At 69.1% G+C, this 14,364-nt stretch carries 13 protein-coding genes; 5 read left to right on the forward strand and 8 right to left on the reverse strand.

From position 1 onward, the window contains the following. Nucleotide 1 precedes the first annotated feature (1 nt). The 8 genes from CU254_RS21055 to CU254_RS21080 form a co-directional block, all read right to left on the reverse strand. A complete protein-coding gene (locus CU254_RS21055) occupies nucleotides 2–1,258 on the reverse strand; it encodes an aromatic acid/H+ symport family MFS transporter (RefSeq protein ID WP_009079165.1) in 1,257 nt (418 codons plus the stop codon). 61 nt (nucleotides 1,259–1,319) lie between these two features. After that, nucleotides 1,320–2,780, reverse strand: a complete 1,461-nt coding sequence (locus tag CU254_RS21060; protein WP_009079167.1) for an aldehyde dehydrogenase family protein — start codon at nucleotides 2,778–2,780, stop codon at nucleotides 1,320–1,322. Further along, nucleotides 2,777–4,393: a thiamine pyrophosphate-dependent enzyme gene (locus CU254_RS21065; protein WP_009079169.1), complete on the reverse strand. Its 1,617-nt coding sequence runs from the start codon at nucleotides 4,391–4,393 to the stop codon at nucleotides 2,777–2,779. The genes CU254_RS21060 and CU254_RS21065 overlap by 4 nt, the downstream gene beginning before the upstream one ends. A gap of 95 nt (nucleotides 4,394–4,488) precedes the next feature. Further along, nucleotides 4,489–5,190 carry an IclR family transcriptional regulator gene (locus CU254_RS21070; RefSeq protein WP_199785946.1) on the reverse strand — a complete coding sequence of 234 codons (702 nt, stop codon included), beginning with the start codon at nucleotides 5,188–5,190 and terminating at the stop codon, nucleotides 4,489–4,491. A 164-nt stretch (nucleotides 5,191–5,354) separates the two neighbouring features. After that, the gene (locus tag CU254_RS44650; protein ID WP_255409761.1) at nucleotides 5,355–5,480 is read right to left on the reverse strand and encodes a hypothetical protein; all 126 of its coding nucleotides are present in this window, start codon (nucleotides 5,478–5,480) and stop codon (nucleotides 5,355–5,357) included. 632 nt (nucleotides 5,481–6,112) lie between these two features. Continuing rightward, a complete protein-coding gene (locus CU254_RS43115) occupies nucleotides 6,113–6,280 on the reverse strand; it encodes a hypothetical protein (protein ID WP_158688057.1) in 168 nt (55 codons plus the stop codon). 52 nt (nucleotides 6,281–6,332) lie between these two features. Then, nucleotides 6,333–6,542 carry a hypothetical protein gene (locus CU254_RS21075; protein WP_009079173.1) on the reverse strand — a complete coding sequence of 70 codons (210 nt, stop codon included), beginning with the start codon at nucleotides 6,540–6,542 and terminating at the stop codon, nucleotides 6,333–6,335. 1,606 nt (nucleotides 6,543–8,148) lie between these two features. After that, a complete protein-coding gene (locus CU254_RS21080) occupies nucleotides 8,149–10,905 on the reverse strand; it encodes a sugar-binding domain-containing protein (protein ID WP_009079175.1) in 2,757 nt (918 codons plus the stop codon). Nucleotides 10,906–11,201: 296 nt separating this feature from the next. Here CU254_RS21080 and pqqA point away from each other — a divergent pair, with 296 nt between their 5' ends. The 5 genes from pqqA to pqqB all read left to right on the forward strand — a co-directional run bounded on the left by pqqA (nucleotide 11,202) and on the right by pqqB (nucleotide 14,286). Further along, nucleotides 11,202–11,297 (forward strand): pyrroloquinoline quinone precursor peptide PqqA, encoded by a 96-nt coding sequence (gene pqqA / locus CU254_RS21085; RefSeq protein WP_037358081.1) that lies wholly within the window; start codon nucleotides 11,202–11,204, stop codon nucleotides 11,295–11,297. Nucleotides 11,298–11,380: 83 nt separating this feature from the next. Continuing rightward, a complete protein-coding gene (gene pqqC / locus CU254_RS21090) occupies nucleotides 11,381–12,079 on the forward strand; it encodes a pyrroloquinoline-quinone synthase PqqC (protein ID WP_037714346.1) in 699 nt (232 codons plus the stop codon). A 4-nt stretch (nucleotides 12,080–12,083) separates the two neighbouring features. Then, the gene (pqqD, locus tag CU254_RS21095) at nucleotides 12,084–12,356 is read left to right on the forward strand and encodes a pyrroloquinoline quinone biosynthesis peptide chaperone PqqD (protein ID WP_009079179.1); all 273 of its coding nucleotides are present in this window, start codon (nucleotides 12,084–12,086) and stop codon (nucleotides 12,354–12,356) included. Beyond that, entirely contained in the window at nucleotides 12,347–13,420 is a 1,074-nt protein-coding gene (pqqE, locus tag CU254_RS21100; RefSeq protein ID WP_009079180.1) for a pyrroloquinoline quinone biosynthesis protein PqqE, read from the forward strand. Before pqqD ends, pqqE begins: the two co-directional genes overlap by 10 nt. Continuing rightward, nucleotides 13,417–14,286 (forward strand): pyrroloquinoline quinone biosynthesis protein PqqB, encoded by an 870-nt coding sequence (gene pqqB, locus CU254_RS21105; RefSeq protein WP_009079182.1) that lies wholly within the window; start codon nucleotides 13,417–13,419, stop codon nucleotides 14,284–14,286. The genes pqqE and pqqB overlap by 4 nt, the downstream gene beginning before the upstream one ends. The last annotated feature ends 78 nt before the right edge of the window (nucleotides 14,287–14,364 follow it).

Here is a 14,364-nt window from a genome sequence, read left to right on the forward strand (position 1 = left end):
GTCAGCCTTCCGGCGCCGGAACCGCGTCCGGCGCCGGGCTGTCCGCCGGGGCGTCCGGCGTCGGGTCCCGGTTCACCACCGCGATCGCGAGCGCCCCGATCACCGCCACCGCCGCGAAGAGGTAGAAGCCCCACGGATACGCCAGTCCCGCCGACAGCAGCAGCCCGGTCACGAGCGGCCCGGACATCGCGCCGAACCGGCCGATCCCGCTCGCCGCGCCGAGTCCGGCGCCGCGCGCCTCGGCGGGGTACACGCGGGCGATGTACACGTAGACCAGCACCTGCGAACTGAACGTGAAAACCCCCGCCAGCAACACCCCGACGTACACACTCGCCCCGGGCAGCTTGATGCTCAGCAACGCCAAAAACACCGCGGCCGCCGCGAACCACCCGATGCTCGAACGCCGGTAGCCGATCTTGTCCGCGACCCGGCCGCCGACCAGCAGACCGAGGACCGCGCCGACGTTCAGCACCAGCAGCAGCGCCAGCGCCGCGCCGAGTTCGTAGCCCGCCGCGCGCATGATCTGCGGCAGCCAGGTGTTCAGGCCGTACACCAGCAGCAGCCCCATGAACGACGTCACCCAGAACGCGATCGTGGCGCGGCCGTAGCCGTGCCGGAACAGGACGCCGAGCGGATTGCGGGTCCGCCGGGCCTCCTTCGCCCGTTCCAGCGCCTTCGACTCGGGCAGGAATTTCAGCATGAGCGGCACCAGGACCAGCGCGGGCGCGGCCCCGATGACGAACATCCACTGCCAGCCGAACCGTTGCAGCACCAGGATTCCCAGCAGCGCGGTGAGCACCGCGCCGACGTGGTAGCCGGTCATCAGCACGGTGGTCGCGCTGCCGCTGCGGCCGATCTTCGCGTACTCGGTGATCAGCGCCAGCGCGGTCGGCAGCACGCCGCCGAGCCCGAGCCCGGCCAGGAACCGCAGCACGCCGAACAGCCACGGCCCGTTGGCGAACGCGCAGAGCAGCGTGCAGACCGAGAAGCTGGTCACGGTCAGCAGCATCATGCCGCGGCGGCCGAGCAGGTCGCTGAGCGGGCCGATCGCGAACGCGCCGACCGCCACGCCGAGCAGCCCGACCGCGGAAATCAGCGACGCCGTGTTGGGGTCGAGCCCCCACGCTTTGTCCTTGAGCAGCGCGGGCAGCACGACGCCCAGCACCACCAGGTCGAACCCTTCGAGCGCCACCGCCGTCCAGCACAGCGGGGCCACCCAGCGGGCGGGGCGCGCCCGGGGATCTGTCGAGACCGTCATGTCATCACCTGCGTCGTCGGAGGGGACCTGGTCGGATACTGCGGTTAACCGGATACCGCGGTCAGAAGGGGTGCTGCGGAAGGTCGCCGCGCACGGTGACCCACTGGGTTTCGGTGAACGCCTCCAGGTTGGCCTGCGCGCCGCCGTGCCGGGAGCCGGTGCCCGAATCCCCCACCCCGCCGAACGGGGCGAGGGCTTCGTCGTTGATCGTCTGGTCGTTGACGTGCACCAGACCGGACGGGATCCGCTCGGCCAGCGCCAGCCCCCGCGCGGCGTCCCGGGTCAGGATGCCCAGCGAGAGCCCGTATTCGGTACCGCCGGCCAGGCGCACTGCTTCGTCCACTGTGGAGAACGGCACGACCGGAGCGACCGGGCCGAACACCTCCTGGGCGTACGCGGGCGCGGCGAGCGGGACGTCGGTGAGGACGGTCGGGCGGTAGAACAGGTCCTCGTAGGTGCCGCCGGTGGCGATCTTCGCGCCGGCCTCGGCGCTGCCGGTGACGACCGAGTGCACGCGGTCGCGCTGTCCCGCGTCGATCAGCGGGCCGAGCGCGACGTCGCCGGTCGCCGGGTTGCCGACGGTCAGCTTGGCCGCGTGCTCGGCGAGCGCGGCCGCGTAATCGTCGGCGATTTCAGCGGCGACCAAGTGCCGTCCGGTCGCCATGCAGATCTGCCCGGAGTGGTTGAACGACCCGAACGCGCCGACCGACGCGGCCTGTTCGACGTCCGCGTCCGCCAGCACGACGAGCGCCGAGTTGCCGCCGAGTTCGAGGTGCACGCGCTTGAGCCGTTCCCCCGCCGCCGCGGCGATTTTCCGGCCCGCGTTCGTCGAGCCGGTGAACGCGATGACGCGCACCAGCGGGTCCTCGACCAGCGCCGCGCCGACGTCCGCGCCGCCGGGCAGCAGGTGGAACAGCCCTTCCGGCAGTCCGGCTTCCTCGAAGATCCGGGCCAGCACGACGCCGCCGCACACTGCCGTGCGCGGGTCGGGCTTCGCCAGCACCGCGTTGCCGAGTGCCAAAGCGGGCGCGATCGCGCGGATGGACAGGATCACCGGCGCGTTGAACGGCGAGATCACGCCGACCACCCCGGCCGGGACCCGGCGCGCCATCGACAGCCGAGGCTGGCTGGAACGCAACAGTTCCCCGTACGGATGCGCCGCGAGCGCGGCCGCTTCGTGGCATTCCTCGGCCGCGACCGCACGGGTCTGGAATTGCGCGAATCCCCGCGTAGCACCGGATTCCCGGATGAGCCATTCGTCGATCTCGTCGCCGTGGTCCTCGAAAAGCCGCGCTGCGCGACGCAATACCCGCGCCCGCGCGTCGTACGGCTGCGCGGCCCACTCGCGCTGCGCTTCCTGGGCCGCCGCGGCCGCCTTGGCGACATTCTCCGGAGCCGCCGCGCCCACCTGGGCGAGTGTGGCTCCAGTTGCTGGTTCGACCGCGTCGTATTCCCCGCCCGCGCCGGGGATCCAGCCGCCGGAGTAGATCCGGCCCTGCCATCCGGTTCCGAGCAACGTCATGCCGTCACCGCCACTTCCAGCACCAGCGGCTCCGTGCGGGCGGCCAACGACGGCAGCACCTCGTTCAACACCGACTCCAGTTCCTCGTAGGTTTCGACGCGCCGTGCTGGGCAGCCGAGCGATTTCGCGAGCCCGCTCACGCTGACCTCGCCGAACCCGGGCCACGGCGCTTTTCCGCCCCCGGCCGTGCGTTCGCCGTGCCGCACGGCGAGTTTGTCCATGATCGCGTAGCCGCCGTTGGACAGCACGAGCACCAGAACGCCGGCGCCGTAGTGCGCGGCGCTCCACAACGACTGGATCGAGTACAGCGACGAGCCGTCCCCGATCACCGCTACCACCGGGCGTTTCAGTCCGCCCATCCGCAGCCCGATCGCCGCCGGGATGCCGAAGCCCAGCCCGCCCATGGCCGCGCTGAGGAAGCCGAGCGGCTCGCGCGCCGGGACGTACGCGTGCAGCAACGGGCGGCTCGACGGGGATTCCTCGACCAGCACCGTGTCCTTGGGCAGCTGGCGGGCGAGCAGACCGAACACGTGGTCCGGTCCCAGCGGCGCCCCTTCGGCCGGCGCGCCCGGCAGCTCGACCGTCCGGCCGATCTTTTCCGCGGGTGCTTCCCGGGCCGGGAGCAGCTCCGCCAACGGCCCGCACACCGCGGAGGGCCGCGCCAGCACCGCGAGGTCGACCGGGCTGCGGTGCGCTTCGTTCGGGTCGTCGGTGACCACGGCGACGCGGGTGCCGGGTTCGGTCAGCTGCCCCGGTTCCCGCGGGTACTGGCGAAAAACCGGCGCGCCGACCGAGAGCACCGCGTCGTGCCCGGACAACGCTTTCCGCAGTCCTTCTCGGCCCGGCGGCAGGTGTCCGGCGAACTGCGGGTGGTCCTGCGGGAATCCGGCGCGGGCGCCGAACGCCTCCTGCCACACCGGGCACGCGAGCTTCTCCGCTAGCGCAGTCAGCCCCCGCCACGACTCGGCGTCGTCGGCCCCGGCGCCCGCCACGAGCACCGGATTGCTTGCGGTACCGAGGAATTCCGCCAGTTCGGCCAGCACCGCGGGCTCGGCGGCGTGCGCGCGGACCAGCTTGGCCGGGGCGGGCAGCGGCTCGTCCACGTCCGCCGGTTCGGACCAGTCGTCCATCGGCACGATCACCAGCGCCGGGCCGCGGTGCTCGCGCGCCTCGTGCCAGGCACGGGCCAGCGCACCCGGAACGTCCTGCGGGCGCGGCGGTTCCGCGATCCACACCGGCGTCGGCCGGGCGAGGTCGTCGAGGCGGTGGCCGGTGAGGAACGGCTCCAGCGCGAGGTGCCGGCGGTCCTGCTGCCCGACGAGCACGACCAGCGGCGCGCGGTTGACCCGGGCGGTCGCGAGCGCGCCGACGGCGTTCCCGAGCCCGGCGGTGGTGTGCAGGATCGCGACCGCGGGCCGGTCGTTGGCGAGCGCCCAGCCGGTCGCCATGCCGACCACCGAACCCTCGTGCAGCGCCAGCACGAACTCGAGGTCGTCGGGGAGGTCGGTGAGCAGCGCGATCTCGGTCGACCCGGGATTGGCGAACACCGTCGTGGCGCCGAACCGGCGCAGCACGTCGAACGCGGCGTCGCGAACGGTCGGGGCAGGGCTCACGGACTTCTCCTCGGCAGTGCGGCAGCGGGCGGTCCGGAGTCTCCCGGCCCGGTCCCGGGCCGCCCAGCCCCGCTTCCACTCAGCGGAAAAGTTCCTCAACCTTGCAATGCGCGCGTGACCCCCAGCGCGGCCATCCGGACCACCGGCACGAGCGGCGAAAGATTCGGCGTGCTGCTGGGCACGACCACGGAAATCGCGGCCACGACCTGGTCGCCCGGCCCGCGCACCGGGGCGGCGACCGACGACGCGCCCTCGGTCATCTCGTCGCGGGAGATGCAGAATCCCTGCAGCCGGACCTCCGCCAGCACCTGCCGCAGCCGCGCCGGGTCGGTGATCGTCCCGCTGGCGCGCCGCTCGAGCCCGCCGGCCAGGATCTTCTCGAGGCAGTCCGGCGGCGCGTGCGCGAGCAGCACCTTGCCCGGCCCCGCCGCGTGCAGCGGAAGCCGCAGCCCGACCCGCGACGTCACCACGACATCCGGGTGCGCCTCGAGCTTTTCCAGGTACAGCGCGCGGTCCCCGTCGAGCACGACCAGGTGGACGACCTCGTGCGTCACCTGGAGCAGGTCCTGCAGGAACGGCAGCGCGACGTCCCGCAGCTCGCGCCCGCCCGGCGCCTGCGCCCCGAGCTGCCACAGCCGGAGCCCGATGCGGTACCGGCCGCGGCCGGTGCGCTCGAGCGCGCCCCAGCCGGTCAGTTCGGCGAGCAGCCGGTGCACCGTGGCAGGCGCGAGCCCGGTCGCCCGGGTGATCTCGCCGTGAGTCTGCTCGGGTCGGCCGGACAGGAAGGAATCCAGCACCGCGAACGCGCGGCTCAGGACCGTGCGCCCGGGTTCGGCGGCGTTGCCGGCGATCGCGTGCCTCCGGGGCTGCGGTGGAACGGGACGGGGACTTGGCCGCCCATCATCCGCCAGTCCCGGCGACACGGCAACCCGCCCTCCCCCGGACCGTCCACACTGGACGCTCACCCCGTCGCCAGCTTCACCGCCCGCCTCTCGGGCGCGGTCCCCGCGGCGACCCCGAGCACCGCCGCCGCAGGCCCGAGCCACCCTGCTCCGCCGCTCGCCAGCACCAGCACGATCTTCCCCATTGACCACGATCGCCCGCAACGACGCGGACCGATCGGCCGCCCGGCCCACGAGCCGGTTCCCCAGAAGCAACCCCGGCCCCACCACTGCCGAGGAGTACGCCATCAGCAAGGACGAGGGGCCAGCACCACCGCCCCCACCGCGAGCAACGCGGCAATCAGCGGATTGACCAGCACCCCAGCCGCTCGCGCATCGCCGTCGCCGGTAACGTCATCGACAGATCCTCAAGTGCCTGGCCCAGGTGTTCGGCTTCGAACCGAGCCCGAAGAATCCCGGAAGCCGGCGGCCGTCAGGCCCGGAGCGGCTCCGCCCGCAACTGCTGGCTCAGCGACAACCGCGAGGCGATCTTTCGGGGACCGCGACAGGCATCGCCGCTCGTCATCCGTTCGCACGCCGACTCCGCCCGGGGCAGCCTCGTGGCGATCCTGGCCGAGAGAGGCCCGCCGCGTTCGGCGCCTTCCGGCCGTTCACGCTCTGCGATCCCGCCCTCGCTTCGCATTCACGCCGACGTCAGCCGTCCGACCCGAGGAAGCATCGACCTCTCCCGCGAGCCGCGCGTCCACCACCGACGTCGACAGCGCGAAGCGCCGGGCACGACGTGCCGTCAATTCCCTCGAACAGCGGCTGAACAAGCTCACCGATGACGTGTGTTGCTCGCACGGCTGGACTTCATTCGCCCCAGAGCGACGACGCCGATGAGCACGACGAGCGCCATCGCGAGATAAGACCAGAAGCCATCGATGAGATAACCGGCAAGATAGGTTGCCAGCGCTACCACTATCAGCACTACGGCAAATCGCACTTTTCCGCCTCCTCTCGGCAACCCCGCACTTCCGGTGCACCCTACCTCGGTCTCAGCTGGTCAGCTTCGAAAGGCAAGCGCCCGCGGCGCCCGAACTGGCCCCTCCGAGGATCGCCCTCAGCGTCGAACCGGCGATAAGACCGCCTGCCACTGCCGTGCCGATAGCGATGTCGGCGGCTTTCAGACACCCGATGACCTCGTCGGTCAGGGGTTTGTTCGCCGCCCAGTCGACGCAGCGGTCGGCGTCGAAATACTCCTGCATGCACGGAATGTTCGCCAGGTCCCCCGGACTGTCCCCAGCGCTGGCCGTTCCAGACAGACCTGTGACAGCCGGCGCGGCGGCGACAGCGACGATACCAGCGATTACCGCGCTAACCCTTTGCGAAACTCTCGTCATGGAATCCGCCTCTGATTCTCCGCTAACCGACCGCTTCCGTCGAGCGTCAGCATTGCGAACCTTCCCGGCAGACGTCAACAACGCTCAACCGGGCCGCCACAAGGACGGGGTATCGTCGCAATCGCGGCGACGAACTCGGAAAACGGACTATAAGCTGCTCGTTTTATCGGATTGAGAGCGAGCGGACACCAGCCGCCCTCCCGTGATCGGGAACCAGCCTTCCCGCAGAAGATGAATATCTCACGTGACCTTGGTTCGCTGTTCACAGACGCTGCGGGCAAGTGCGCTCGCGGGACGCCGGTGCCGTGTTCGACCTCGCCACACCAAATTCAGCGACACGGCATCTCAAAGCCACTGCACCAGTCGACAGCGTTGCGACCCCGAAGCTGACTGCCCAACGCCCTGGCGACGGAAAACTACTGGCGCGAATGCTGCTGTCCGCGCGGTCGCGCCGGATGCGCAGAATCCCGTTCTCAGCACCTTTCCGATACCCGGACGACTCGACGCACCTTTCACTGAAAGCAGTGCGGAGATGATTCGCGTGGCGAAGTGCGTCCACCCGAGATCTTTCGGCACGCTGCTCATCTGCGCCACGGCTACGCACAGGACGGTGCGGTCGCGTACCTGGGCCGAGCCGGCCGTTTGGTTCAGCCAAACTTTTCGCTTCCGACCGGTGGGCAGGGCGAGAAACTTCGAGGTGACGAGATGTCGCCCACGCGCCAGTGTCGGAGCGTGGCGAGAAGCCGGAGGCCGGCGCATACTGCCGACGCAGCACTGAAACTTCGCACAACAGCTCGGTCTCGACGACCGGCCACGGCTGCCCCTGACCTGCCCGCCTCGGCTCGGCTCGCAGACCCGCCTTGCAAGTGAACGAAACCCGGCCGCCGGATCGTCCGTTCGATCCAGGCCAGATCCGAGGCGGAGAGAGATGCCCTCGCCGTGGACCCGCTAGCCCGCCTGCTGTCGAGGTGGTCGTGCATGGCGATGATGGCTCCGGCACCGCGGGACCGGAGTGGCGGCGCGCTCCGGACCGGTTCGCCTGGAAGCCGAGACGAACCTCGCCTTTGACCGGATTGAGCGCTCCCAGAAGTTCCCCAGCGCGTCCGGCGGAGCGAAGCACATCGTACTGCCCGCCAGGTCGCAGCCCAGTCCGCCGCCATCCGTGGCGGCACACATCTGCCGTTGCCTCCGCGGCATGCCACCCAGCTCGATCCGAACGTTCCGTTGCGGCAACAGGCGTCCGCCCAAGCTGCTGCCTTGTTCGGATCCAGCTCGCTGCGCGGATTGGCCCGCCGAAGACACTTCGGCCCGGCTCGTCCGGTGCCGTCGACTCCGTCCAGCGCTCAGGCCGGACAGCCTCAGCCTCGATGTGCCGCGCACAGCCTTCGGCTTGCCGCTTTTACGAGCACCCCGCCCGTGAAACCGATCGGGCTGCGGGTCGCCCCGCGCAAGTAACTAGACGCCCTCGAACTCACTGCCCAAACGTAGGCACCGCAGGAGAAACATCCAACGCCTCCCGATTGAAAGTCACCTCAACCCCCCGCCCCCGCAACCGAGAAGCCCGCTGATCAACCTTCCACCCATCCACCCGAACCCCCACCTCCGGATGGCGCGCCACCTGCTCCGCCCCCAGCCGAACCCGAACACTGGCCATCTCCCCACCAACCAAATTCAGATAATTATCACTGAACACAGCCGGAAGCACCCTCTCCCCAGTCCGAGTGTCATACACCTGCAAATGCACCATCAACGCCACAGACTCGCCAACATTTCGCACATCCACCTCAACCCCGTCCCGCGAAACCCCGGCGATCACCGAAACAGCAGCCGGAGACATCCCGTCAAGCCCACCAAACCCGACAGCCCGCCCCGGATTCTCCACCCAGTAGAAATTCCGAACCACCAAACCCGCCCCCTCAAACACCAACCGAACAAAAACCACCTCCGACGAAACCGCCCTCACCAGCGAAGCAACATTCCCGACCACAGCCCGATCAGAACCCCGCACTCCACCGACAGGCAACGAGACCCGCCCAACCTCGCCCCCATCCAGCCCATACAAGGAAACCGCAACCCTCCCCCGCACCACCGCCCGGGAATGATTCGCCATCACCACCTCAAACGTCCGCGCATCCAGCACCACATTGACCCGCCGGCAAGCATGCTGAACCGCGTAGAACGACGAATGCGCCTCCAAATCATGACTATACATCTGCCAAACGAAAGAAGGCTGTGCAGGATTGGTCATCCACATGATGACCCCAGTACGAGGATAAGGCCCAGCACTCCGCATATAAGCCACCGGAGCCTCGTAAATAGCCTTGATGCACTCGTAGTTCATCATCTGCGACTTCCGCGCGAAATCCGCGAGATTCCGCACCTCTCCATACCGCTCCGCGGTAAGCCGAAGATACCCCGCACCGCCCCCGTTCCCGCCATTCCCGTTCACATCCCGATCAGCCCAGAAATCATCGGGATGCTCCCACGATCCCTCCGGCAGCATCTTCCGCATGAACTCCAGCGTCGGAATCGAATAAGACCCCACCTCGTTGTGGAACGGCGGCCACTGCGTCCCGTCGTTCAGCTCGAAATGCCGGGCAGGCGGCACCCAGTGGTACGGCCCGCCGGACCGATACCCGTCGATCGGATTCACGCCAGTGTCCCCAGCCGAACTAGTCAACACAGCCCGCTGCGGATCCAGCTCGGCGACCAGTGCGTCCAGCCCGTCGATCAACGGCTGCGGCGGCGGCCCTTCATTGCCGCCGCACCACAGCAGGATCGACGGATGATTGCGAAACCGCACAATGCAATCCCGAATATTGGCCAGATCGCGGGCAATGTTCTCCGCAGGCGGCCCCTCAGTCGAACAGAAGAAATCCTGCCACACCAAGATCCCGTACTCGTCGCAAGCAGCGAAGAAGTCCTCGGTGCTGCTCTGCCCGTTCCAGTTCCGGATCAGGTTGAGATTGGCGTCGCGATGCAGCCGGACCTGCGCCCGCAGCCGCTCCCGGGGAATCCGCTTCAGCGCCTCGTCCAGCCCCCAGTTGCCGCCCATCACGAGAATCGGCTGATTGTTGACCGTGATCGCCAAACACTGGCTCGTCGCCCCGGACGGCGACCGCATCGGCGTTGTGTATTCGATCCGGCGGATCCCGAAGTCCACCGTCCGCTCGTCGTGCACTTGGCCGCCGGACTCCACGCTGATCGCCAACCGGTAGCGATACGGATCGCCATACCCGTTGGGCCACCACAACTTCGGCCGGTCCAGTCGCAGGCAAGACACTTCCTTCGACGTCAGAACCACTGACGACGCTCCAGCCGGAACGCTGACCGTCCGCCGGAAGTCGCGCCCGTCGAGCGACCCCTTCACCACCACGGACTTTCCGGCCGCGCTGTCCAGCGCAAGCTCGACCGCGACGTCCGCCGTGCGCAAATCCGGCGACAACGTCGAGGTGACGTGCACGTCAGCCATCCGGACCGGCCCGGTGGTACGCCAGGTGACCGGCTGCCAGATCCCGAGATCCCGATCCGGAATAGTCGGCAGCCAATCCCACCCAGCGGTGCAGAAGAACGTCGGCCCGTTCTTCAACGTGCTCCCGGTCGGCCCGCCGTTGCGCCCGCCCCGCGTCACCCCGCTGGCGTAACTGGGCAACGCGGGCGGATCGGTGTAGTCCAGCTTCCCGACCAGCACCGCCAGCCACGCCACGCCGTCCGCCTTGGCCACGATGTCCGTGACGTCGAAGACCGCCCGCTTGAACGCGCCTTCGACCGTGCCGACCCGGACTCCGTTCAGCCATACCGTCCCGAGATAGTTGATCCCGTCGAACTGCAGCCAGAACCGCTGCCCCGGAACCAGCCGCGGCACCCGGAACGCGACCCGGTACCAGTAGCCGGTGTCCTTGAGGGTGTCCGGAACGGTGTCGGTCACGATGTGGCCGTACAACGGATCGGGATACTCGCCGTTGGCGATCATGCTCGTCAGCGGCGTCCCCGGAACGACGGCGGGCTTCATCCCGGCGACGTTCCCCGCACTGGCCAGCGCACTCCCGTCCGCGGCCATGCCGTCCGCCGCGGCAAAGGTCCAGCCGCTGCCGATCTCCCCGCCGCCCACCGGCACCGGCCGGGCATCCGCCTCGGCCGGGTCCGCTATCCCGAGAGCCCCGAGCACACCCCCGCCCGCGACAGCAATCCCGCCGGACAGAAACCGCCTGCGATTCACCTGGGTCACGTCGCTCCCAAAGCCTCTGACATCGTTGTCAACCGCACCTGAACCCTATTATTCGGCCGCCCACGGTCCCGATGTCAAGCGGCATCGGGAGGTTTCCCCCGCCCCGCAAGGTTTCTGTCGGGCGGACACCCCAGCGTGACCGCCCGCTGCGCCATAGGAAGGAACCTTTATAAAGTCGGCGGGAAATCCGCCCGCGCCCCTGGCGACCGCCCGCCGTGCGCTTTTAGGGTGACGGCGTTCGCGGCGGGGCGCGTGCCCCGCTCACCGGTGCACCACCGAAGGAAAGCGAGTTTCCCGTGCCCGAACCCGTCGAGATGTGGACCGCGCCCGACTTCGTCGAATACGAAACGCCGATGGAGGTCACCGCCTACGCGGCCCGCCGGGAGGAATGACCCGCCGGACGGGACCGGTCCGCCGCGGTCCCGTCCGCTTCCCGGAAAACCTTACCGCTCAGCGAGAATCCCGGAGCAGCCGAATGTCCACTGTGCACCCGATGAGTCCGGCGGAGTTCACCGGAGCCCTGCGCGGCCTCGGCCGCCGGTATTGGGGAAGCCACCCGTTCCACCGGCGAATGCACGCCGGCGAACTGAGCGAACGCGAACTGAAACTCTGGGCGGCCAATCGCTGGTACTACCAATGCCTGCTGCCGCAAAAAGACGCGGCTATCGTCAGCAATTGCCCCCTCCCGGAAATCCGCCGGATCTGGCTGGACCGCATCGTGTACCACGACGGCACCGCTGCCGGCGAAGGCGGAGCCGAGCGCTGGCTGCGCCTGTGCGCCGCCGTCGGCTTGGACCGCGCCGAGGTTCTTGACGAACGGCACGTGGCCCCAGGCGTCCGGTTCGCCGTCGACGCCTACGTCACCTTCGCGCGCACCAAACCCTGGGTCGAAGCCGTCGCCTCCGGCCTGACCGAAATGTTCGCCGGGCACCTGATGCAGCAGCGGGTGGCCGACGTCCTGGCGAATTATGCGTGGATCTCCCGCGCCGACCTGGCGTACTTCACCAACCGCATCGACAAGGTTTCCGGCGAGGGCAAGGACACTTTGGACATTGTCGTGCAGCACTGCGTCACCCGCGAGCAGCAGGAGAAGGCGGTGTCCGCGCTGTCGTTCAAATGCGACGTCCTGTGGTCGATGCTCGACGCCATCGAACGCGCCGCGGCCGGGGAGTGAAGCGATGGACACCATCACCAACACGTCGGTGCCGAAACTGCGCGTCGGCGTGCGCCTGACCTACGACCACGTCCGCGGCGTGCACGTGCTGTTGTTTCCGGAAGGCGTGGTGGTGCCGAACTCCACCGCCACCGCGGTCCTGGAACTCTGCGACGGCGCGACCCCGGTCTCCGGCATCCTCACCTGCTTGCGCAGCCGATATCAAGGCGTCCAAGAGAGTGACGTCCTCGCCGTGCTGGCCAGGTTCGGACAACGGCGGGTGATCGAATGGACGTAACCGCGCCGCTCGGACTGCTCGCGGAATTGACGCACCGGTGTCCCCTGCACTGCCCGTACTGCTCCAATCCGCTGGAACTGGTCAGCCGGGCCGCCGAAATGTCCACTGTGGAATGGACCGATGCGCTCTCCCAAGCCCGCGAGCTTGGCGTGCTCCAGGTCCACCTCTCCGGCGGAGAACCGCTGGCGCGCCTGGATCTGCCGCAGCTGGTCACGCACGCGAGCGGACTCGGCTGTTACGTCAACCTCGTCACCTCCGGCCTGGGCCTGACCGAGCCCCGGCTGAGCGACCTCGTCGAACGCGGCCTGGCCCACGTCCAGCTCTCCGTCCAAGCCGCCACGCCGGACCGCGCGAACCCGCTCGCCGGAGCGAAAGCCTTCGACCGGAAACGGGCCGCCGCCGAACTCGTCAAAGCTTCGGGCCTGCCGCTCACGGTCAACGTGGTGCTGCACCGGCACAACCACGACCAGCTCGCCGACCTCATCGCGCTGGCCGAGGACATGGGCGCCGACCGGCTCGAACTGGCCAACACCCAGTACTACGGCTGGGCCCTGCGCAACCGCGCCGCCCTCATGCCCACCCGCGCGCAGCTCGCCGCCGCCGAACCCGTGGTCCGTGCGGCCGTCGAACGCCTCCGCGGCACGATGGAGATCATCTACATCGTCGCCGACTACTACGAGCCGTTCCCCAAACCGTGCATGCACGGCTGGGGCGCGCGGCAACTCACCATCGCCCCGGACGGCACCGTCCTGCCCTGCCCCGCCGCCAGCGCGATCACCACGCTCCCGCTCGACAACGTCCGCGACACCGCCTTGGCCGACATCTGGTACCGCTCGGAGTCCTTCAACGCCTACCGCGGCGACGAGTGGATGCGCGACCCGTGCCGCACCTGCGACCGCCGCACCACCGACTTCGGCGGCTGCCGCTGCCAAGCGTTCCAGCTCACCGGCGACGCGGCCAACCCCGACCCCGTCTGCTCCCGCTCCCCGCATCGCGGCACCGTCGACCTGCTCCTCTCCGCACCGTCCACTCCGGACCTGGTCATGCGCGGCCCGGCCCAATGAAGGTCATCCTCCTGGGCACCGCGGCCGGCGGCGGCTTTCCGCAATGGAACTGCGCTTGCGCTCGCTGCGCCTCCGGCTCTCCGCCCCGCACGCAAGACAGCGTCGCCTTCAGCGCGGACGACCGCACCTGGCACCTCCTGAACGCCTCGCCCGACATCCGCGCCCAAATCCTGGCGACCCCAGCCCTGCGTGCCGGGCCAGGCCCGCGCGAGACGCCGCTGCGCACCGTCCTGCTGACCGACGCCGAACTGGACCACACCCTCGGCCTGCTCATGCTCCGCGAGGCACCGACTCTCACCGTCCACGCCCCACCCGCGGCATTGCATGCACTGACGGACCACTTCCCGGCCCGCGCCATCATCGGCGACTACCACGACTGGACCTGGCTCGCGTCCACCGAAACCACCCTCGACGGCTTAATCATCACTTCCTTCCCTATCAGCGACAAACAACCGAAATACGCCCGCTCGTCCACCCACCCCGGCCCGTGGGTCGTCGCCTACCGCATCCACGACCCGACGACCGGCGGCACGCTCGTATACGCGCCGTGCCTGCGCACCTGGCCGCCCGGCTTCGACGCCTTCACCGACGGTGCCAGCCTCGTGTTGTTGGACGGCACCTTCTACAGCGGCAGCGAATTCACGACCGCCACCTCCACCGCCAACCCGGCGGCTCAGCGGGCGATGGGCCACGTACCGATCACCGCGACACTGCCGATGCTCTCCACCCGCCCCGCCACGACGCGGTGGGCCTATACGCATCTGAACAACACGAATCCTGTCGTCGACCCGGCCAGTGCGGAGCATGCCGCGGTGGTGGGCGCTGGAGCGGAACTGCCGTTTGACGGGACGGAGTTCACCCTCTGAGCCAGACCACAGCACCCGACCTTGCCAACTCCGGTCCTCCGACACGGCAAACCCCGCCCGCTGATCCCGAGCGGCCCG

Origin of the sequence: Amycolatopsis sp. AA4 (assembly GCF_002796545.1) — a bacterium.
Classification (GTDB): domain Bacteria; phylum Actinomycetota; class Actinomycetes; order Mycobacteriales; family Pseudonocardiaceae; genus Amycolatopsis.

Bases quoted from the DNA above. Each gene is read 5' to 3' on its own strand.
- CU254_RS21055 (WP_009079165.1), bottom strand. From the start codon at position 1,258: ATGACGGTCTCGACAGATCCCCGGGCGCGCCCCGCCCGCTGGGTGGCC.
- CU254_RS21060 (WP_009079167.1), bottom strand. From the start codon at position 2,780: ATGACGTTGCTCGGAACCGGATGGCAGGGCCGGATCTACTCCGGCGGC.
- CU254_RS44650 (WP_255409761.1), bottom strand. From the start codon at position 5,480: ATGGGGAAGATCGTGCTGGTGCTGGCGAGCGGCGGAGCAGGGTGGCTC.
- CU254_RS21075 (WP_009079173.1), bottom strand. From the start codon at position 6,542: ATGCAGGAGTATTTCGACGCCGACCGCTGCGTCGACTGGGCGGCGAAC.
- pqqC (WP_037714346.1), top strand. From the start codon at position 11,381: ATGTCCACTGTGCACCCGATGAGTCCGGCGGAGTTCACCGGAGCCCTG.
- pqqD (WP_009079179.1), top strand. From the start codon at position 12,084: ATGGACACCATCACCAACACGTCGGTGCCGAAACTGCGCGTCGGCGTG.
- pqqE (WP_009079180.1), top strand. From the start codon at position 12,347: ATGGACGTAACCGCGCCGCTCGGACTGCTCGCGGAATTGACGCACCGG.
- pqqB (WP_009079182.1), top strand. From the start codon at position 13,417: ATGAAGGTCATCCTCCTGGGCACCGCGGCCGGCGGCGGCTTTCCGCAA.